General features: G+C 59.8%; 20 protein-coding genes. All 20 read left to right on the forward strand.

Annotated features, from left to right (window positions below):
- Positions 1-209 precede the first annotated feature (209 nt).
- Positions 210-1,136 (forward strand): ketoacyl-ACP synthase III, encoded by a 927-nt coding sequence (locus tag ASG55_RS03850; protein ID WP_016771093.1) that lies wholly within the window; start codon positions 210-212, stop codon positions 1,134-1,136.
- An 86-nt stretch (positions 1,137-1,222) separates the two neighbouring features.
- Entirely contained in the window at positions 1,223-2,512 is a 1,290-nt protein-coding gene (locus tag ASG55_RS03855; protein WP_056783790.1) for a motility associated factor glycosyltransferase family protein, read from the forward strand.
- Positions 2,509-2,775, forward strand: coding sequence for a hypothetical protein (locus ASG55_RS03860; RefSeq protein ID WP_056783793.1), 267 nt, complete (start codon positions 2,509-2,511; stop codon positions 2,773-2,775). Before ASG55_RS03855 ends, ASG55_RS03860 begins: the two co-directional genes overlap by 4 nt.
- Before the next feature lie 242 nt (positions 2,776-3,017).
- Positions 3,018-3,878, forward strand: coding sequence for a flagellin domain-containing protein (locus ASG55_RS03865; RefSeq protein WP_016771090.1), 861 nt, complete (start codon positions 3,018-3,020; stop codon positions 3,876-3,878).
- Positions 3,879-3,950: 72 nt separating this feature from the next.
- Positions 3,951-4,307, forward strand: coding sequence for a flagellar protein FlaG (locus tag ASG55_RS03870; RefSeq protein WP_041479011.1), 357 nt, complete (start codon positions 3,951-3,953; stop codon positions 4,305-4,307).
- Positions 4,308-4,389: 82 nt separating this feature from the next.
- Positions 4,390-5,838, forward strand: coding sequence for a flagellar filament capping protein FliD (gene fliD, locus ASG55_RS03875; RefSeq protein WP_041479012.1), 1,449 nt, complete (start codon positions 4,390-4,392; stop codon positions 5,836-5,838).
- A gap of 129 nt (positions 5,839-5,967) precedes the next feature.
- The gene (gene fliS / locus ASG55_RS03880; protein ID WP_041479013.1) at positions 5,968-6,366 is read left to right on the forward strand and encodes a flagellar export chaperone FliS; all 399 of its coding nucleotides are present in this window, start codon (positions 5,968-5,970) and stop codon (positions 6,364-6,366) included.
- An 11-nt stretch (positions 6,367-6,377) separates the two neighbouring features.
- Complete coding sequence (locus tag ASG55_RS03885; protein ID WP_016771085.1) at positions 6,378-6,674, forward strand: hypothetical protein; 297 nt, start codon at positions 6,378-6,380, stop codon at positions 6,672-6,674.
- A gap of 172 nt (positions 6,675-6,846) precedes the next feature.
- Complete coding sequence (locus ASG55_RS03890) at positions 6,847-8,322, forward strand: sigma-54 dependent transcriptional regulator (protein WP_041479014.1); 1,476 nt, start codon at positions 6,847-6,849, stop codon at positions 8,320-8,322.
- Positions 8,323-8,432: 110 nt separating this feature from the next.
- On the forward strand, positions 8,433-9,644 hold the full coding sequence (locus ASG55_RS03895) for a sensor histidine kinase (protein WP_056783796.1): 1,212 nt from the start codon (positions 8,433-8,435) through the stop codon (positions 9,642-9,644).
- Positions 9,645-9,649: 5 nt separating this feature from the next.
- Entirely contained in the window at positions 9,650-11,032 is a 1,383-nt protein-coding gene (locus tag ASG55_RS03900) for a sigma-54-dependent transcriptional regulator (RefSeq protein WP_056783797.1), read from the forward strand.
- Between the two features lie 128 nt (positions 11,033-11,160).
- Positions 11,161-11,490, forward strand: a complete 330-nt coding sequence (fliE, locus tag ASG55_RS03905) for a flagellar hook-basal body complex protein FliE (protein ID WP_016771081.1) — start codon at positions 11,161-11,163, stop codon at positions 11,488-11,490.
- Between the two features lie 14 nt (positions 11,491-11,504).
- Positions 11,505-13,292: a flagellar basal-body MS-ring/collar protein FliF gene (gene fliF / locus ASG55_RS03910; RefSeq protein WP_041479017.1), complete on the forward strand. Its 1,788-nt coding sequence runs from the start codon at positions 11,505-11,507 to the stop codon at positions 13,290-13,292.
- A complete protein-coding gene (gene fliG, locus ASG55_RS03915) occupies positions 13,285-14,304 on the forward strand; it encodes a flagellar motor switch protein FliG (protein WP_016771079.1) in 1,020 nt (339 codons plus the stop codon). The genes fliF and fliG overlap by 8 nt, the downstream gene beginning before the upstream one ends.
- 4 nt (positions 14,305-14,308) lie before the next feature.
- Positions 14,309-15,115, forward strand: a complete 807-nt coding sequence (gene fliH, locus ASG55_RS03920; RefSeq protein WP_056783802.1) for a flagellar assembly protein FliH — start codon at positions 14,309-14,311, stop codon at positions 15,113-15,115.
- On the forward strand, positions 15,105-16,463 hold the full coding sequence (gene fliI, locus ASG55_RS03925) for a flagellar protein export ATPase FliI (RefSeq protein WP_016771077.1): 1,359 nt from the start codon (positions 15,105-15,107) through the stop codon (positions 16,461-16,463). The genes fliH and fliI overlap by 11 nt, the downstream gene beginning before the upstream one ends.
- Before the next feature lie 6 nt (positions 16,464-16,469).
- On the forward strand, positions 16,470-16,919 hold the full coding sequence (gene fliJ, locus ASG55_RS03930) for a flagellar export protein FliJ (protein WP_016771076.1): 450 nt from the start codon (positions 16,470-16,472) through the stop codon (positions 16,917-16,919).
- Between the two features lie 190 nt (positions 16,920-17,109).
- Positions 17,110-17,415 (forward strand): STAS domain-containing protein, encoded by a 306-nt coding sequence (locus tag ASG55_RS03935; protein WP_056783805.1) that lies wholly within the window; start codon positions 17,110-17,112, stop codon positions 17,413-17,415.
- 5 nt (positions 17,416-17,420) lie between these two features.
- Positions 17,421-19,124, forward strand: coding sequence for an ATP-binding SpoIIE family protein phosphatase (locus ASG55_RS03940; RefSeq protein ID WP_056783807.1), 1,704 nt, complete (start codon positions 17,421-17,423; stop codon positions 19,122-19,124).
- A 30-nt stretch (positions 19,125-19,154) separates the two neighbouring features.
- Positions 19,155-19,502, forward strand: a complete 348-nt coding sequence (locus tag ASG55_RS03945; protein ID WP_056783810.1) for an Hpt domain-containing protein — start codon at positions 19,155-19,157, stop codon at positions 19,500-19,502.
- Positions 19,503-19,531 lie beyond the last annotated feature (29 nt).

Consider the following 19,531-nt stretch of genomic DNA (forward strand, 5'->3'; position numbering starts at 1 on the left):
CGGCAAAATAGCGTGACCTGCGAGTCATAACGCGCATCTTCACTGTATTGTATTGACCGGGGAGATGGCGCCTGGCCCGTTTTGCGGTTCCAGTGATAGCCCTTTGCGCTTCCCGTGGCTGCCCGTTGTGGCGGCCGTTTTCTGTTTGTCGGCGCCCCTCGAATCCTTGCGAGCGGTGGTTTTGGGCTGTTTTTTATTGGGAAGCCGTAATGATTGGCATAAAAAGCATTGCGAGCTACGTTCCTGTAGCCGGCGTGGACAATTACGCACAAGGTGCAAAATTCGAGAAGGATGAAGAATTCATCCTGGGCAAGATCGGTTCGGCGTTCCTGCCGCGCAAAGACGCTGAGCAGGAAACTTCTGACCTGTGCGTGGAAGCGGCCAATGCGCTGTTTGCCAGCAACCCTGAACTGAAGCGTGAATCGATCGACGCGTTGATTGTCGTCACCCAGAACGGTGATGAAGAAGGCCTGCCGCACACAGCGGCAATCGTCCAGGACAAGCTCGGCCTGCCGACCAATGTCGCAGCGTTCGATATCTCGTTGGGCTGCTCCGGTTATGTATACGGCATCTACGCGATCAAGGGCTTCATGGAAGCCGCCGGTCTGAAGAACGGCCTGCTGATCACCGCTGACCCGTATTCGAAAATCGTTGACCCGGAAGACCGCAACACCACCATGCTGTTTGGCGATGCCGCCACCGCCACCTGGATGGGCGAAAACCCGACCTGGGCGCTGGGCAAGGCCAAGTTCGGCACCGACGGTTCCGGCGCACCGCATTTGAAAGTCAGCAACGGCGTGTTCTTCATGAATGGTCGTCAGGTGTTCAACTTCGCTCTGCTGAAAGTGCCGGCGCACTTGCACGAGTTGCTCGACGATTCCAATCTCAAGGCCGATGACATCGACGCATTCTGCATTCACCAGGGCAGCGCGGCGATTGTCGACGCCGTGGCGCGACGCTTTGAAGGCGAACCGGAGAAGTTCATCAAGGACATGGTCGAAACCGGCAACACCGTGTCGTCGAGCATTCCGCTACTGCTGGAAAAACACGTGCTCGATTCCGACTGGCAGCGCGTTGCGCTGAGCGGTTTTGGTGTCGGTCTGTCGTGGGGCTCGGCGATCATCTATCGTCCGTAAACTGCAGAAAAACCACTGATACAAAAATAGCGTTCAAGGGTAACCTTGAACGCTATTTTTTTGCCCGAGAAGGAGCGCGAGGCGCCATGAGCGAGTTTTTCCAAGCCAATGCCGAGGTGTTGCAACGGCGCTGGCCGGCGCTGTTTGAGCGATTGATGGCTGAAGACAGCGCGTCCGTGCAGGCCGAACTCGTGCAAGGACTGGGCTCGACGCTGAGCGTCGATGGCATTCAGCTCACCAGTCGCCATGATCGTCTGCATGAGGCGCAAATCCAGGCGGCGAGCCTGCCGGAAAAACCGCATGTTCACGTCTATGGCACTGGCCTCGGCGATTTGCCCGGTGTGCTGCTTGAGCGCGCAGGGCTGGAGCGTCTGTACGTGCACATTCTCAACGGCGCGCTGTTCGCGCTGGTACTGCAACTGCTCGATCAGCGCCAGTGGCTGCAGGATCCCCGGGTCGAACTGTTTTACGCGGGTGATCACCCGGACTTTTTCACCCCGTTCTTTGCCCTGCCGGCCGAGATGTTATTGGCCGATGACTTCAACGCGAAGATCCGCGACCGGCTGATCAATGAAGTACACCTGACATTCAACAATCGCGATTTCGATCCGCAGTCGCCAGAAATCCAGCAACGCTTGCAGGAATGTCTGCCGGTGCTGCTTGGCGATAACGATGTCGCGCAGCTGTTCGGCAGTTGCGCTGGACGTGAAATCTACGTGATCGCCACCGGGCCGACACTGGAGCAGCATTTCGAACGTCTGGCGGCGATCCGTCAGCTTGCTGAGCGGCCGTTGTTCATCTGCGTTGATACGGCCTATCGGCCATTGCGTGAGCACGGCATCGAGCCTGATCTGGTGGTGAGCATCGATCAGCGCATCGGCTTTCGGCATCTGCCGTGCGAGGCGTCCGAGAACGTTGCGCTGGTGTACTTGCCGATGAGCGATCCGCAGGTATTGAAGGCATGGAAGGGCAAGCGTTATGGCGGCTATTCGGCCAGCCCGATCTACAGCGACCTGCGAGAACAGTATCCACGCGGTGAGCTGCACGTCGGCGGCAGCGTGATTCATCCGGCGGTGGATCTCGCGGTAAAAATGGGCGCGAGTCGAATCACTCTGTTCGGCGCCGACTTCGCCTTCCCGATGAACAAGACCCACGCCGGTTGGGACGACGGCGATTTAGGCCCGCCGCTCGCCCAGGCGCGGCACTGGGTGCGCGATGGTCATGGTCAGCGCGTCAGCACTCAGCTGAATTTTCGCGGCTATCTATGTGTGCTTGAGCGTTATATCGCCGCGCATCCGCAGGTCGAGTTTCTCAACAGCAGCCGCGCCGGTGCATCGATTGCCGGGACCGCTTTCAATCCGGAGTTCGTGCAATGAGTGCGCTGAACCAGAGTCAGCATCAGTGCCGCCAGTGCGCGGCTTTGTTTCGCTTGGGGCGTGATGTCGAGGCGGCGTTGACCATGGTCGATGTGTTCGAACAGGCCCATCAATCTCTGTCGTCTGCCTCAGTGGATATCCAGCAGGCGTGGGCACAGGTGCTCATGCAAATGCTCGATTGCCAGGAGCGCCAGGACTGGTTGGGACTGGCCGACTATATGGAATACGAACTGGTTGAATTGCTGGAAAGTGCCAGGCGCTGAACTGCTGCGCGGCACTGGCCCGCGGCTTTGCGTGACAGGCAGTTTTATGGCGTCATTTTTATGCGGTTGAAGTACAGCTAAGTCATTGTTTTATCGGGGGTGGCGTGGTGATGGCAAAATTTTTTCAAAAAGCCCTCAAGCAACCTGCAAACCCGACGATAACTATTACGAAGGTTCTCTAGGCCATACCCGGCGGTTGCCAGGGCCGGAAGCCGCAGTACCCAACCAACGAGGAATTCGTCATGGCTTTAACAGTAAACACCAACACCACATCGTTGAACGTTCAGAAAAACCTGAACCGCGCTTCCGACGCTCTGTCCACCTCGATGCAGCGCCTGTCTTCCGGCCTGAAAATCAACAGCGCCAAAGACGACGCCGCTGGCCTGCAGATCTCCAACCGTATGTCCTCGCAGATCCGCGGTAACACCCAGGCCATCCAGAACGCCAACGACGGTATCTCCGTTGCCCAGACCGCTGAAGGCGCTCTGCAAGCTTCGACCGACATCCTGCAGCGTATGCGTGAACTGGCTGTTAAAGCTCGTAACGGTACCAACGGCACCGCTGACCAGACCGCTACCAACGCTGAATTCGCTCAGATGTCTGACGAAATCACCCGTATCTCGGCTGCTACCAACCTGAACGGCAAAAACCTGCTGGACGGTTCGGCTGGTACTGTGACCCTGCAAGTTGGCGCAAACACCGGTTCGGCTAACCACATCGACCTGGTACTGAGCTCCAAGTTCGACGCCGTCAGCCTGTCGGTAGGTAGCGGTACTGTAGTTCTGACCGGTACTTCGGGTACTGGTGCTGGTTCTGCTTCGCAGAACATCGACAACGCGATCACTGCAATCGACGCCGCTATCGCTGCAATCGGTGCAACCCGTGCCAGCCTGGGTGCTTCGCAAAACCGTCTGACCAGCACCATCTCCAACCTGCAGAACATCACTGAAAACACCACCGCTGCTCAGGGTCGTGTACAGGACACCGACTTCGCCGCAGAAACTGCTAACCTGACCAAGCAGCAGACTCTGCAGCAAGCTTCGACCTCCGTACTGGCTCAAGCCAACCAACTGCCTTCCGCTGTACTGAAGCTGCTTCAGTAATCCGGAACAAGTTTAGGCGGGGGAGTGCGCTTGTCGTGCTCTCTCGCTTTTTTACGTTAAGAGGTGATGGGCATGGACATGAGCGTAAAGCTTAACGTGTCTTATCCGGCTCCCAAGCCAGTGACACCGGTTGCTGACAAACCGTCAGAGCTGCCTAAAGTCCAAAAGACTGAAGCACCGGTCGCTGCCAAGGATCAGGATTCGGACGGCGCCAAGTTGAAGCTGGCGGTGCAAGAGATCGAAAAGTTCGTCCAGTCGATCAAGCGTAATCTGGAGTTCTCGATTGACGAGCATTCCGGCAAGGTCATCGTCAAGGTGATCGCGAGCGAGACGGGTGAAGTCGTTCGACAGATTCCTTCCGCCGAAGCCCTCAAACTGGCCGACAGCCTCGCCAATGCAAGTCATGTATTGTTCGACGCCAAGGTCTGATAAATGGCATGAATAGTGTTTGTTCGTTCTCAGGACGCGTGTAACGGTCAAAAGAATGGCAGCAATCTGAAGGGAGATGCACATGGCAAGTCCAATTTTACCGGGTTCCGGACTGGGTTCCGGCCTGGACATCGGCGCGATCGTGACCGCGCTGGTCAACGCCGACAAGTCTGCCAAGCAGACGCAGATCGATACCGCGACCAAAAGCAACAGCCTGAAGATTTCCGGCGTTGGTTCGCTGAAAAGTGCACTGGCGGCCTATCAGAAAGCGATGGGTGATCTGAACAAGGCAACAAGCCCGGCGTTTGCCGGTTTTACTGCAACCTCGGATGCGCCAACTGTCGTCGGTGCCACTTCGGATAAAACCGCCGTGCCGGGTACTTACAGCGTAGTCGTGAAAAACCTGGCCACCGGCTCGAAAGTTGCCAGTGCCGCCTTTGCCGGCGGGGCCGCCAGTGCCATTCCGAGTGGTACTCTGAAAATCAGTCAGAATGGCATTGATTACAATGTCGCGATTCCGGCTAATGCTACCTTGCAGTCCACGCGCGATGCGATCAACACCGCGCAGTCCAGCAATGGCATTTCCGCGAACATCGTGACTGACAGTACCGGCGCCTCGCGTCTGGTACTGAGCTCCAACAAGACGGGCGCCGGCATGGACCTGCAGGTCAGCGGTATCGCCGGTCTCGAGATCGATGGCACCCAGAAGATGGGTGACAGTCCTGCGGCAGGGGCATCCGGTGCGGTCGGTGATGTGGCCAAGGACGCGAGCCTGACCATCGACGGACTGGCCGTTACCAGCAAGACCAACACCGTTACCGGTGCGATCAGCGGCATGACGCTGAATCTGGTCACTGCGAGTCCCGTCGTGGGCGGCGTGCCAACGCCGGCTACTGTATCGGTTGCGACCAATACCGCCGGCATCCAGACATCGCTGCAATCGTTCATCGATTCCTATAACACCCTGAAGAAAACCATCGACACCTTGTCCAAGGCAACGCCGGATGCCGATGGCAATCTGACCGTTTCGGCGGCGTTCACTGGTGACGCTCTGCCGCGTTCGTTGATGGCGGACGTGCGCGCTCAGTTGACAGATCCAGGGGCGGGCGGAGCAGGCCAATTGTCCGTGCTTTCACAGATGGGTGTGTTGACTGACAGTAAAACCGGTTTGCTGACGCTCGATACTGCAGTGTTCAACAAGCGTATGGAAATCCCAGGCATGGCTGGCCAGGTTCAGCAGCTCTTCAGCGGCACCGATGCCAAGAATGGTCTGTTGGCGCGTATGACTGCGGCGGTTGATCCGTACGTCAAGACCGGTGGGCTGCTGGATCAGCGCAGCTCCAACCTGGCGAGTCTGACGAGCGGCTTGCAGAAGCAGCAGGCGGCGCTGGATCTGCGGGTTGCCAACCTGACGTCGACATTGACGGCCAAGTACAACGCCATGGACTTGCTGGTAGGGCAGATGAAGGCAACGGCGAGCAACATCACGTCGTTCTTCAGCTCGCTGAACGCTCAGCAGTCCGCGAAGTAACAGTCAGTAACGACAAAAACCCGGCTACGCTTTATCGGCGTGCGCCGGGTTTTTGTCTTTTGATCTAAAGTTTTCGGGCCGGTTGGCGATACACTGGTTATACGAGTCAACGTGGCAATGAGGTAGAACATGAACCCGATGTTAGCCCTTCGGCAGTACCAGAAAGTCGGCGCCCATGCGCAGACGTCCGAAGCGAGCCCGCACCGCCTGGTGCAAATGTTGATGGAAGGTGGCCTGGCCCGGATTGCGCAGGCCAAGGGCGCCATTGAGCGCAAGGATATTCCCGGCAAGTGCACGGCGATCAGCAAGGCCATCGGCATTGTCAGTGGCCTGCGTGAAGGTCTCGACCTTGAAAACAATGCAGAGGCACTGGCCGATCTGGATGGCCTGTACATCTACATGATGAAGCGCCTCGCCGAGGCGAACATCAGCAGCGATCCCCGTGTACTCGACGAAGTCGCCGGCCTGCTGACCACGGTCAAAGAAGGTTGGGACGCCATCGCGCCCGTGCCGGCTCCGCAGTTCTGAAGGAGATCACCATGAGTCTTGTATTGCAGCGAATTGCCGATACCCGTGAAGCGTTGGTCGGAGCATTGGCCGAACGAAACTGGGAAGCCATCGGCGAGCTGGATCTGGCTTGCCGTTCCTGCATGGAAGACGTCATGGCGGAAGCTTCGCTGGACGAAGTTGCGTTACGCGATAACCTTGAAGAGCTGCTATTCGTCTACAAAGAGCTTCTCGAGGTGGCAATGGGCGAGCGGCAGGCGATAGCCAACGAGATGTCGCAGATCACCCAAGCGCAAAAGGCTGCAAAGGTTTACCATCTGTTTGGTTGATTAACCGTCAGTTGAACCAGAGATGTGCGCCATAAATTTGACTGTGCACGGTTTTTTGACTTAACTAGTGGCTATTATCAGATTTAGGGCGTCTACAGGCACATGGTGTCCTGCAAGCGTCTCGCTTGCCTTATTTTTCGGGCATTGAGTTGACTAGGGAAGTTGCTATTGCATGTGGCGTGAAACCAAAATTCTGCTGATCGATGACGATAGCGTCCGCCGCCGCGACCTGGCGGTGATTCTAAATTTTCTTGGCGAAGAAAATTTACCCTGCGGCAGCCATGACTGGCAGCAGGCAGTCGGCTCTTTGTCGTCTAGTCGTGAAGTCATTTGCGTACTGATCGGGACCGTTAATGCTCCTGGCGCGCTTTTGGGCTTGCTAAAGACACTCGCAACCTGGGATGAGTTCCTTCCGGTTTTGTTAATGGGCGATAATTCTTCCGTTGACCTGCCTGAAGACCAGCGTCGCCGCGTGCTGTCGACCCTGGAAATGCCGCCCAGCTACAGCAAATTGCTCGATTCGCTGCATCGCGCCCAGGTCTATCGCGAAATGTACGACCAGGCCCGCGAACGCGGCCGTCATCGCGAACCCAATCTTTTCCGCAGTCTTGTCGGCACCAGTCGTGCGATTCAGCACGTCCGGCAGATGATGCAGCAAGTGGCCGACACCGACGCCAGCGTGCTGATCCTCGGCGAGTCCGGCACCGGCAAGGAAGTGGTCGCGCGCAACCTGCACTATCACTCCAAACGCCGCGACGCGCCATTCGTGCCGGTCAACTGCGGGGCGATCCCGGCAGAGCTGCTGGAAAGCGAACTGTTCGGCCACGAGAAGGGCGCCTTCACTGGCGCGATCACCAGCCGTGCCGGGCGCTTTGAGCTGGCCAATGGCGGCACGCTGTTTCTCGACGAAATCGGCGACATGCCGCTGCCGATGCAGGTCAAGCTGCTGCGCGTATTGCAAGAGCGCACCTTCGAACGCGTGGGCAGCAACAAGACCCAGAGCGTCGACGTGCGCATCATTGCCGCAACGCACAAGAATCTCGAAAGCATGATCGAGATCGGCTCGTTCCGCGAAGACCTCTACTATCGCCTGAACGTGTTCCCGATCGAGATGGCGCCGCTGCGTGAGCGCGTCGAAGACATCCCGCTGCTGATGAACGAACTGATCTCGCGCATGGAGCACGAGAAGCGCGGTTCGATCCGTTTCAACTCGGCGGCGATCATGTCGCTGTGCCGTCACGGCTGGCCGGGCAACGTCCGCGAACTCGCCAACCTGGTCGAGCGCATGGCGATCATGCATCCGTACGGGGTGATCGGCGTGGTCGAGTTGCCGAAGAAATTCCGCTACGTCGACGACGAAGACGAGCAGATGGTCGACAGCCTGCGCAGCGATCTGGAAGAACGCGTGGCCATCAACGGCCATACGCCGGACTTCAGCGCCAATGCACTGCTGCCGCCGGAAGGTCTCGACCTCAAGGACTACCTCGGGGGCCTGGAGCAGGGCCTGATTCAGCAAGCGCTGGACGATGCCAATGGCATTGTTGCCCGCGCCGCTGAGCGTCTGCGCATCCGTCGCACAACCTTGGTCGAGAAGATGCGCAAGTACGGCATGAGCCGGGCCGGAGGAGACGAACAGGCGGATGATTGACGCCTGTTTTTCAAGCGCTTCATTTATAAGCGGTTTTTTTTAGGCACGGGTATTGCTACAGCCCTCGCAACGTTCCGTTTCACTGACGGTCAGCCAAGCGAGAGAGCCCAATGCCCCAAGCCGCCCAGATCTCTTCTGCCTCCAATATCGTGGGGCAACCCTCGTCCGTAGAGCAGGCAAGTCGTCAGGGACTTGAGCAGGCCTTCCAGCTGTTCAACCAGATGTCGAGCCAACTGACCGACTCCTACAGCCTGCTCGAAGCGCGGGTCACCGAACTCAAGGGTGAGCTGGCCGTGGTCAGCGCCCAGCGCATGCAGGAACTGGCGGAAAAAGAACGCCTGGCCAATCGCCTGCAAAACCTCCTCGACCTGTTGCCCGGCGGTGTGATCGTCATTGACGGCCACGGTCTTGTGCGCGAAGCCAACCCGGCCGCCATCGATCTGCTCGGCTCGCCACTCGAAGGCGAACTCTGGCGCCATGTGATCGCACGCTGCTTCGCCCCGCGTGAAGACGACGGTCATGAAATCTCCTTGAAAAACGGTCGACGCCTGTCGATTTCCACCCGCTCGCTGGATGCCGAGCCGGGGCAGTTGGTGCTGCTCAACGACTTGACGGAAACACGTCATCTGCAAGACCAGTTGGCGCGCCACGAACGTTTGTCATCGCTGGGGCGCATGGTTGCCTCGCTGGCCCACCAGATTCGAACACCGCTGTCCGCCGCTTTGCTCTACGCCAGTCATTTGACTGAACAGCAACTGCCAGTGGAAACCCAGCAACGCTTTGCCGGCCGCTTGAAAGAGCGTCTGCACGAACTCGAACATCAAGTGCGCGACATGCTGGTGTTCGCTCGCGGTGAATTGCCGCTGACCGACCGCATTTCGCCCAATGCCTTGATGCAATCGCTGCAGGCAGCGGCGCTGACCCATGTGCAGGATCTGCCGATCCGCTGGCAGTGCGACAGCCATGCCGGTGAGCTGCTGTGCAACCGCGACACACTGGTCGGGGCATTACTGAATCTGATTGAAAACGCCATTCAGGCCAGCGCCGGCGAAGCGCGCCTGAAAGTGCATTGCTACACCAGAGGCAACACCCTGCGTCTGTGTGTCAGCGACAGTGGCGGCGGCATTGAGCCGACAGTTTTGGCGCGCCTCGGCGAGCCTTTTTTTACTACCAAAGTCACCGGCACCGGCCTCGGCCTGACCGTGGTCAAAGCGGTGGTCCGTGCGCATCAGGGAGAATTGACCCTGCGTTCGCGAGTCGGGCGCGGCACTTGCGCGCAGGTCAGTCTGCCGCTGTTTTCCGCTGCACAAGGAGTTGAATAAACGTCATGGGCATCAAGGTGTTGCTGGTCGAGGATGACCGTTCGTTGCGCGAGGCGCTGGCCGATACGCTGCTGCTCGCCGGCCACGACTATCACGCCGTCGGTAGCGCCGAAGAAGCGCTGACGGCCGTCGCGCAGCAAGCTTTCAGCCTGGTGGTCAGCGACGTCAACATGCCGGGCATGGACGGTCATCAATTGCTTGCGTTGCTGCGCGCACGCCAGCCGCAATTGCCGGTGCTATTGATGACCGCCCACGGCGCCGTCGAGCGTGCGGTCGATGCGATGCGCCAAGGCGCGGCGGATTATCTGGTCAAGCCGTTTGAGCCCAAGGCATTGCTCGATCTGGTGGCGCGGCATGCGCTGGGCTGCATTGATGCTGGCGAAGCGGAAGGCCCCGTCGCCGTTGAACCGGCCAGTGCGCAGTTGCTTGAGCTGGCGGCACGGGTCGCGCGCAGTGACTCGACTGTGTTGATCTCCGGCGAGTCCGGCACCGGTAAAGAAGTGCTGGCGCGCTACATTCACCAGCAATCGCGACGGGCGAGCCAGCCGTTTATTGCGATCAACTGCGCGGCGATTCCCGACAACATGCTCGAAGCAACACTGTTCGGCCATGAGAAGGGCTCGTTCACCGGCGCCATCGCTTCGCAGGCCGGCAAGTTCGAGCAGGCGGACGGCGGCACCATTCTGCTCGACGAAATTTCCGAAATGCCCCTGGCCCTGCAAGCCAAGTTGCTGCGCGTTCTGCAAGAGCGTGAAGTGGAGCGAGTGGGCGCGCGCAAGCCGATCAGTCTGGATATTCGCGTGGTCGCCACGACCAACCGCGATCTGGCCGGTGAAGTGGCGGCGGGGCGTTTTCGCGAAGACCTGTTTTACCGCTTGTCGGTTTTCCCCTTGGCCTGGCGTCCACTTCGCGAGCGCACTGCCGATATCCTGCCGCTGGCGGAAAAATTGTTGGCCAAACACGTCAATAAAATGAAGCACGCAGCAGCCAAGCTGTCCCCCGAAGCTCAAGCTTGCCTGACCGCGTACCCGTGGCCGGGCAACGTGCGGGAGCTGGACAACGCCATTCAGCGCGCGTTGATTCTGCAGCAGGGCGGTTTGATTCAGCCGCAGGATTTCTGCCTGAGCGGTGCGGTGACATTTGCGCCGTTGCCGATCACGGCACCGGTGATCCGCGAGGTGGAAATCGAGGCGGATTCTTCCGGCGCGCTGGGCGATGACCTGCGCCGCCGGGAGTTTCAGATGATCATCGACACCCTGCGCGCCGAGCGTGGCCGCCGTAAGGAAGCTGCCGAAAAGCTCGGCATCAGCCCGCGCACCCTGCGCTACAAACTGGCGCAAATGCGCGATGCCGGGATGGATGTCGAAGGTTATCTGTTCGCCACCTGATCGATGCTGCAAAACATTCCAGATGCTTTTCTCAGGAGGGTGCCCACTAGCTGGCACCCTTGTTGCTAATACCTGTGTACCCGCCGAGTGAGTGTCAAAAAATTGCGGGCCGCCCAAGAGAGTAGACCATGAGCCAAGGTATTGAATTTAATCGGTTGATGATGGACATGCAGGCCATGAAAGTGGATGCCATGTCTGCGCGTAAATCGACTGCCGCTGTCCCTGAAATCGCGGGCAGCAGCTTTTCCGACATGCTCGGTCAGGCGATCAATAAAGTCAGCGATACCCAGCAGGCGTCGACTCAACTGGCCAACGCGTTCGAGATCGGCAAGAGCGGTGTCGACCTGACTGACGTCATGATTGCGTCGCAAAAAGCCAGCGTGTCGTTCCAGGCTCTGACCCAGGTGCGCAACAAGCTGGTCCAGGCTTACCAAGACATCATGCAGATGCCGGTTTAAGGGCGAAATAAGTCATGGCAGAAGCAGTCGCTGATAACGTTCCGGCCAAGGCCACCCCGATCGACGGCAAACCGCCGCTGTTCGGCCTGTCCTTTCTGGAAAACCTTTCCCAGATGACCGTGCTGCGTCAGGTCGGCCTGTTGGTCGGTCTGGCGGCGAGCGTGGCGATTGGCTTTGCCGTGGTGCTGTGGTCGCAGCAGCCGGATTACCGTCCACTGTACGGCAGCCTTGCCGGCATGGACGCCAAGCAGGTCATGGAAACCCTGGCCGCCGCTGACATTCCCTACAACGTAGAACCCAATTCAGGCGCCTTGCTGGTCAAGGCCGACGACCTGTCCCGTGCGCGGATGAAACTCGCTGCCGCTGGTGTCACTCCCAGCGACGGCAACATCGGTTTCGAAATCCTCGACAAGGAACAGGGTCTGGGCACCAGCCAGTTCATGGAAGCGACCCGTTATCGTCGCGGCCTCGAAGGCGAACTGGCGCGGACCATCTCCAGCCTGAACAACGTCAAGGGTGCCCGCGTGCATCTGGCCATTCCGAAGAGTTCGGTGTTCGTCCGTGACGAGCGCAAGCCGAGCGCTTCGGTACTGGTCGAGCTGTACAGCGGGCGTTCGCTGGAGCCGGGTCAGGTGGTGGCGATCATCAATCTGGTCGCGACTTCCGTGCCCGAGTTGAGCAAATCGCAGATCACCGTCGTCGATCAGAAGGGCAACCTGCTCTCCGATCAGGCGGAGAACTCGGAAATGACCATGGCCGGCAAGCAGTTCGATTACAGCCGCCGCATGGAAAGCATGCTCACCCAGCGCGTGCACAACATTCTGCAACCGGTACTGGGCAACGATCGTTACAAGGCTGAAGTCTCCGCCGACGTCGATTTCAGTGCCGTCGAATCGACCGCCGAGCAGTTCAACCCGGACCAACCGGCGTTGCGCAGCGAGCAGTCGGTCAATGAACAACGCACCGCCAGCAATGGTCCGCAAGGTGTGCCGGGTGCCCTGAGCAACCAGCCGCCGTCGCCTGCCTCGGCGCCGCAGACCACCGGTGGCACCGCCGCACCGGCCGGAATGATTCAGCCAGGTCAGCCTTTGGTTGATGCCAACGGCCAGCAGATCATGGACCCGGCCACCGGCCAGCCGATGCTCGCGCCGTACCCGGCGGACAAGCGTCAACAATCGACCAAGAACTTCGAACTCGACCGTTCGATCAGCCACACCAAGCAGCAGCAGGGCCGTCTCAATCGCCTGTCGGTGTCGGTGGTGGTCGACGATCAGGTCAAGATCAACCCGGCCAACGGTGAAACCAGCCGTGCGCCGTGGAGCGCTGACGAATTGGCGCGCTTTACCCGCCTGGTGCAGGACGCGGTCGGTTTCGACGCCAGCCGTGGCGACAGCGTCAGCGTGATCAACATGCCGTTCTCCGCCGAGCGCGGCGAAGTGATTGCCGATATTCCGTTCTACTCCCAGCCATGGTTCTGGGACATCGTCAAACAAGTGCTGGGTGTGCTGTTCATCCTCGTACTGGTGTTTGGTGTGCTGCGTCCGGTGCTCAACAACATCACCGGCGGTGGCAAAGGCAAGGAGCTGGCCGGTCTGGGCAGCGACGTGGAACTCGGTGGCATGGGCGGCCTGGACGGCGAACTGGCCAACGACCGCGTGAGCCTCGGTGGTCCGCAGAGCATTCTGTTGCCGAGCCCGAGCGAGGGTTATGACGCGCAGCTGAATGCAATCAAGAGTCTGGTAGCTGAAGACCCGGGTCGCGTGGCTCAGGTCGTGAAAGAGTGGATTAACGCAGATGAGTGATAACCGAGCCGCCACCGTCAAACTGACCAAGGTCGACAAAGCCGCGATTCTGCTGCTGTCCCTGGGTTCGACCGATGCTGCGCAAGTGTTGCGCCACATGGGGCCCAAAGAGGTTCAGCGCGTCGGCGTGGCCATGGCGCAGATGGGCAACGTCCATCGCGAACAGGTCGAGCAGGTGATGAGCGAGTTCGTCGACATCGTCGGCGATCAGACCAGCCTCGGCGTCGGTTCCGACGACTACGTACGCAAGATGCTCACCCAGGCCCTGGGCGAAGACAAGGCCAACGGCCTGATCGACCGCATCCTGCTCGGTGGCAACACCAGTGGCCTCGACAGCCTGAAATGGATGGAGCCGCGCGCCGTCGCCGACGTCATCCGTTATGAGCACCCGCAGATCCAGGCAATCGTGGTCGCGTACCTCGACCCGGATCAGGCCGGTGAAGTGCTCGGCAACTTCGACCATAAAGTGCGTCTGGACATCATCCTGCGCGTTTCGTCGTTGAACACCGTGCAACCGGCCGCCTTGAAAGAACTCAACCAGATTCTCGAGAAACAGTTCTCCGGCAACTCGAACGCCTCGCGCACCACCCTGGGTGGCATCAAGCGTGCGGCCGACATCATGAACTTCCTCGACAGCTCGATCGAAGGCCAGCTCATGGACTCGATCCGCGAAGTCGACGAAGACCTGTCCGGTCAGATCGAAGACCTCATGTTCGTGTTCAACAACCTTGCCGACGTCGACGACCGTGGCATTCAGGCGCTGTTGCGCGAAGTCTCTTCCGATGTGCTGGTGCTGGCCCTCAAGGGCTCGGACGAGGGCGTCAAGGAAAAGATCTTCAAGAACATGTCCAAGCGTGCCGCCGAACTGTTGCGCGACGACCTCGAGGCGAAAGGCCCGGTGCGCGTCAGCGATGTCGAAACCGCGCAGAAGGAAATCCTCACTATTGCCCGTCGTATGGCCGAAGCCGGCGAGATCGTGCTCGGTGGCAAGGGCGGCGAGGAAATGATCTAAGCCCATGGATAAGCCTGACGAGTCTGTGACGGATCTGATCCGCGCCCGCGATGTTCGTGGTTTCGAATCCTGGGCGCTGCCCAGCTTCGACCCGCCGAAACCGGAACCCGAGCCGGAACCCGAGCCCGAACCGCCGGAAATGGAAGAAGTGCCGCTGGAAGAAGTCCAGCCACTGACCCTGGAAGAACTCGAAAGCATCCGTCAGGAGGCTTACAACGAGGGCTTCGCCATCGGCGAAAAAGAAGGTTTTCACAGCACCACGCTGAAGGTGCGTCAGGAGGCTGAAACAGCGCTCGCGGCGAAAATCGCCAGCCTTGAGCTGCTGATGGCCAACCTGTTCGAACCGATCGCCGAGCAAGACACCCAGATTGAAAAGTCGCTGGTCGACCTCGTGCAGCACATCACCAAACAAGTGATCAAGCGCGAACTGGCCATCGACTCGACACAGATCGAACACGTCATGCGCGATGCCCTCAAGCTGTTGCCGCTGGGCGTGGAAAACGTGCGCCTGTACGTCAATCCGCAGGATTTCGTCCAGGTCAAAGCCCTGCGCGAACGCCACGAAGAAACCTGGCGTATCGTCGAAGACGAGTCGCTGTTGCCGGGCGGTTGCCGGGTTGAAACCGAGCACAGCCGCATCGACGCCAGCGTCGAATCGCGGGTGACCCAAGTGATGGCCAAGCTGTTCGACCAGTTGCACGAGCAGGCCTTGCACCCGGCAGCGCCTGACTTGAGCCTGGAAATCCCCGAAGACACCCCAGCGGCTGTCGACTCTGACGAGCCGCGCGCGGACGCCAGCGATGCGCCTTGAACGCACCAGCTTCGCCAAGCGCCTGAGCACCTACGCCGAGGCCACCGAGATTGCCGGCGCGCCGATCCTTGAAGGTCGGCTGCTGCGCATGGTCGGCCTGACCCTCGAAGCCGAAGGCTTGCGCGCCGCCATGGGCACCCGTTGCATGGTCATCAATGACGACAGCTACCACCCGTCCCAGGTGGAAGCGGAAGTCATGGGTTTTTCCGGCAGCAAAGTCTTTCTGATGCCGGTCGGCAGCGTCGCCGGCATTGCCCCGGGCGCCCGCGTGGTGCCGCTGGCCGATACCGGTCGTTTGCCGATGGGCATGAGCATGCTCGGCCGTGTTCTTGACGGCGCCGGTCGCGCGCTGGACGGCAAGGGCGGCATGAAGGCCGAAGACTGGGTGCCGATGGACGGCCCGACCATCAACCCGCTCAACCGTGACCCGATCAGCGTACCGCTGGATGTCGGCATCCGTTGCATCAACGGTTTGCTGACGGTCGGCCGTGGCCAGCGTCTGGGTCTGTTCGCCGGTACCGGTGTCGGTAAATCGGTGCTGTTGGGCATGATGACCCGCTTCACCGAAGCCGACATCATCGTCGTCGGCCTGATCGGTGAGCGTGGCCGCGAAGTTAAGGAATTCATCGAGCACATCCTCGGTGAAGAGGGCCTCAAACGCTCGGTAGTGGTTGCCTCGCCAGCAGACGATGCACCGCTGATGCGTATGCGCGCGGCGATGTATTGCACGCGCATCGCCGAGTATTTCCGCGACAAGGGCAAGAACGTGCTGCTGCTGATGGACTCGCTGACCCGTTTCGCCCAGGCCCAGCGCGAAATCGCGCTGGCCATCGGCGAACCGCCAGCAACCAAGGGCTATCCGCCCTCGGTGTTCGCCAAGCTGCCGAAACTGGTGGAGCGCGCCGGTAACGCGGAGAAGGGCGGTGGCTCGATCACGGCGTTCTACACCGTACTGTCCGAAGGCGACGACCAGCAGGACCCGATTGCCGACTCGGCGCGTGGCGTGCTCGACGGCCACATCGTCCTGTCGCGGCGCCTGGCCGAGGAAGGCCACTATCCGGCGATCGACATCGAAGCGTCGATCAGCCGGGTGATGCCGGCGGTGGTTTCGCCGGATCACATGCAGCGCGCGCAGTATTTCAAGCAGCTTTGGTCGCGCTATCAGCAGAGCCGTGATTTGATCAGCGTCGGTGCCTATGTGGCCGGTGGTGATCGCGAGACCGATCTGGCGATTTCCCTGCAGCCGCAGTTGGTCAGGTATCAGCGCCAGGGCCTCAACGACAAAATCAATCTGGGTGAAAGCCAGGCCTATCTGGAAACCCTGTTCGCCCCTGCGGCGGGCGGGTAACCGGCCATGGCCGTCAGCCGCGCCGCGCGCCTGGCACCGGTGGTGGACATGGCCGAGAAGGCCGAGAAAGCCGCCGTGCAGCGCCTCGCCTACTTTCAGGGCCAGGTCAAAGTTGCCGAAAGCAAACTGGCCGACCTCAATGCCTTTCGTCTGGATTACTCGCAGCAGTGGATCGTGCGCGGCAGCACCGGCGTGACCGGGCAATGGCTGCTGGGCTTCCAGGGCTTTCTGGCGCAACTCGACACCGCCGTCGACCAACAACGGCAGAGCCTGGTCTGGCACCAGAACAAGCTCGACAAGGCGCGTGAGGAATGGCAACAGGCGTTTGCCCGCGTCGAGGGTTTGCGCAAACTGGTGCAGCGCTATCGTGATGAAGCGCAACGCCTGGAAGACAAGCGCGAGCAGAAGCTGCTCGATGAATTGTCCCAGCGCTTGCCACGGCGTGATGCCTTCTAAACCTCACCGCCAAACCCTGTGGGAGCGAGCCTGCTCGCGAAAGCGCCGTGTCAGTCAATCCTGTAGTCAACTGACAGAATGCCTTCGCGAGCAGGCTCGCTCCCACACTTGTTCCACTGTTGCGCCTTGCCCCAACCCTATCCAGGTGCTAAACCTTGTACAGGTTCGTCAATGACAAGGAAGCCAGTCAATGTCAGTCGTTACAGAAGTCTCTCCAGACCAGAAAAAGCTCACGATCGCCGTCAAAGGCCGGTTCGATTTCGGTCGCCATCAGGAATTTCGCGAGTCGTATGAACGGCTCCCACACAAACCCGAATCCATCGTGGTCGATCTCAAAGAGGCCACTTACCTCGACAGCTCTGCGCTGGGCATGCTGCTTCTGCTGCGTGATCACGCCGGTGGCGACAATTCGGATATCCGCGTCGTCAACAGCAGCTCCGATGTGAAGAAAATCCTCGCGATTTCCAACTTCGACAAACTCTTCGACATCAGTTGACGCCCATGCAGGCGCAAGAGCCGCTGACCATTCTTATCGCCGAAGACAGCGCCGCCGACCGGCTGCTGCTGTCGACCATTGTCCGCCGTCAAGGTCATCAGGTGCTGACAGCGGCCAATGGTGCGGAGGCGGTCGAATGCTTCCAGCAGCAACAACCCGATCTGGTGTTGATGGACGCGCTGATGCCGGTGATGGACGGCTTCGAAGCGGCGCGGCAGATCAAGGCGCTGGCGGGTGAAGCGTTGGTGCCGATCATCTTCCTCACCTCGCTGACCGAGAGTGAAGCGCTGGCCCGTTGTCTGGAGGCTGGCGGTGACGATTTTCTGGCGAAGCCGTACAACCAGGTGATACTCGCCGCCAAAATCAAGGCGATGGATCGCTTGCGGCGCCTTCAGGCCACGGTCCTGCAGCAGCGCGATCTGATCGCGAAACATCATGACTATCTGCTCAACGAACAACGCGTGGCCAAAGCGGTGTTCGACAAGGTCGCGCATTCCGGGTGCCTGAGTGCGCCGAACATTCGGTACCTGCAATCGCCTTACGCGCTGTTCAATGGCGATCTGCTGCTCGCGGCGTACACGCCGGCCGGTGACATGCACGTCATGCTCGGCGATTTCACCGGGCATGGCTTGCCGGCAGCGGTGGGGGCGATGCCGCTGGCCGAAGTGTTTTATGGGATGACCGCCAAGGGCTATGGCCTGGCCGAAACCCTGCGCGAGATGAACGCCAAGCTCAAGCGCATCCTGCCGGTGGACATGTTCTGCTGTGCCACCTTGCTCAGTCTGAGTTTCCAGAGCCGTTCGGTGGAGGTGTGGAACGGCGGCATGCCCGACGGTTACCTGCACCGCATGGCCAGTGGCGAACGCTTGCCCTTGCCGGCGCGGCATTTGCCCCTGGGGATTCTCAGCGCGCAAGCCTTCGATGACCGTACGGATGTCTATCCGATGGCGGTTGATGATCGGGTGTTCCTGTTGTCGGACGGTGTCATCGATACCTGCGATGCCAATGATCAGTTGTTCGGCGTTGAACGCTTGCAGCAGGTGTTTGCGGCGAACCGCGAGCCGGATCGGTTATTCGAGGATATCGAACAGGCGCTGCGCGATTTTCGCGGACAGGCCCGAGATGACGTAAGCATGGTCGAGGTCAGTCTGCTCGAGTCGGCTCAGGCCCACGGCGCGACGCCGGTGTATTCCGACAGCGGCCAGTCGTGCCCGCTGGACTGGTCGGCCAGTTTCGAGTTTCGCGGCGCCACACTCAGGCGCTTCAATCCATTGCCGTTCCTCTTGCAGTTGCTGCTTGAGGTGCATGGCCTGCGCGCGCAAAGCGGGGCGCTGTACAGCGTGCTCGCCGAGTTGTATTCCAATGGGCTGGAGCATGGCGTGCTCGGGCTGGACTCGAGCCTCAAACGCGATGCGGCAGGTTTCGCCCGCTACTATGAAATGCGCGCGGCGCGGCTGGAGGCGCTGCAGGATGGTTATGTGCGAGTGCATTTGCAGGTGCAACCGCAGGGCGAGGGCGGGCGCCTGGTCATTCGGGTCGAGGATAGCGGCAAGGGGTTTGATGTGGCGCGGGTCATGGAAAGGCCTGTGGATAACGTCCGCTTGTCGGGACGCGGCATCGGTCTGGTCCGGCAGCTGGGGCGCAACGCCAGTTGGTCGGACCAAGGTCGTAGTGCCAGCGTGGAGTTTTTCTGGGAGATTGAGGCATAATCCGCCCATTCTTGATCAAGGAGTGAGCAAGTGACAGACGCACATGTAAATCGCGAAGTCCTCGATACTTTGCGCGAGGTGATGGAGGACGGCTATACGGAATTGCTGGAGACTTTTCTGGCAGATTCGCAAAGCCGCCTGCACGAGTTGCAGGACAGCACCAGCGCCAAAGCGCTTTCCGATGTAGCGCATAGCTTCAAGGGCAGCGCCAGCAACATGGGCGCGGTTCGACTGGCCGAGTTGTGCCAGGACCTGGAGTCGAACGCGAAGGACAAAAGCCCGGAAGCGCTCGCTCAGCTAGTCGCCGATATCCATTCTGAATTCGCCGAAGTACGTCCGGTGTACGAAAGCGAAAAGCACCACGCCCACATTCACTGAAGCTGCCGTCCGGCGCTTTTCGCAAGTGT

Source organism: Pseudomonas sp. Leaf434 (assembly GCF_001425545.1).
GTDB lineage: Bacteria > Pseudomonadota > Gammaproteobacteria > Pseudomonadales > Pseudomonadaceae > Aquipseudomonas > Aquipseudomonas siliginis.

Bases quoted from the DNA above. Each gene is read 5' to 3' on its own strand.
- ASG55_RS03850 (WP_016771093.1), top strand. From the start codon at position 210: ATGATTGGCATAAAAAGCATTGCGAGCTACGTTCCTGTAGCCGGCGTG.
- ASG55_RS03855 (WP_056783790.1), top strand. From the start codon at position 1,223: ATGAGCGAGTTTTTCCAAGCCAATGCCGAGGTGTTGCAACGGCGCTGG.
- ASG55_RS03860 (WP_056783793.1), top strand. From the start codon at position 2,509: ATGAGTGCGCTGAACCAGAGTCAGCATCAGTGCCGCCAGTGCGCGGCT.
- ASG55_RS03865 (WP_016771090.1), top strand. From the start codon at position 3,018: ATGGCTTTAACAGTAAACACCAACACCACATCGTTGAACGTTCAGAAA.
- ASG55_RS03870 (WP_041479011.1), top strand. From the start codon at position 3,951: ATGGACATGAGCGTAAAGCTTAACGTGTCTTATCCGGCTCCCAAGCCA.
- fliD (WP_041479012.1), top strand. From the start codon at position 4,390: ATGGCAAGTCCAATTTTACCGGGTTCCGGACTGGGTTCCGGCCTGGAC.
- fliS (WP_041479013.1), top strand. From the start codon at position 5,968: ATGAACCCGATGTTAGCCCTTCGGCAGTACCAGAAAGTCGGCGCCCAT.
- ASG55_RS03885 (WP_016771085.1), top strand. From the start codon at position 6,378: ATGAGTCTTGTATTGCAGCGAATTGCCGATACCCGTGAAGCGTTGGTC.
- ASG55_RS03890 (WP_041479014.1), top strand. From the start codon at position 6,847: ATGTGGCGTGAAACCAAAATTCTGCTGATCGATGACGATAGCGTCCGC.
- ASG55_RS03895 (WP_056783796.1), top strand. From the start codon at position 8,433: ATGCCCCAAGCCGCCCAGATCTCTTCTGCCTCCAATATCGTGGGGCAA.
- ASG55_RS03900 (WP_056783797.1), top strand. From the start codon at position 9,650: ATGGGCATCAAGGTGTTGCTGGTCGAGGATGACCGTTCGTTGCGCGAG.
- fliE (WP_016771081.1), top strand. From the start codon at position 11,161: ATGAGCCAAGGTATTGAATTTAATCGGTTGATGATGGACATGCAGGCC.
- fliF (WP_041479017.1), top strand. From the start codon at position 11,505: ATGGCAGAAGCAGTCGCTGATAACGTTCCGGCCAAGGCCACCCCGATC.
- fliG (WP_016771079.1), top strand. From the start codon at position 13,285: ATGAGTGATAACCGAGCCGCCACCGTCAAACTGACCAAGGTCGACAAA.
- fliH (WP_056783802.1), top strand. From the start codon at position 14,309: ATGGATAAGCCTGACGAGTCTGTGACGGATCTGATCCGCGCCCGCGAT.
- fliI (WP_016771077.1), top strand. From the start codon at position 15,105: ATGCGCCTTGAACGCACCAGCTTCGCCAAGCGCCTGAGCACCTACGCC.
- fliJ (WP_016771076.1), top strand. From the start codon at position 16,470: ATGGCCGTCAGCCGCGCCGCGCGCCTGGCACCGGTGGTGGACATGGCC.
- ASG55_RS03935 (WP_056783805.1), top strand. From the start codon at position 17,110: ATGTCAGTCGTTACAGAAGTCTCTCCAGACCAGAAAAAGCTCACGATC.
- ASG55_RS03940 (WP_056783807.1), top strand. From the start codon at position 17,421: ATGCAGGCGCAAGAGCCGCTGACCATTCTTATCGCCGAAGACAGCGCC.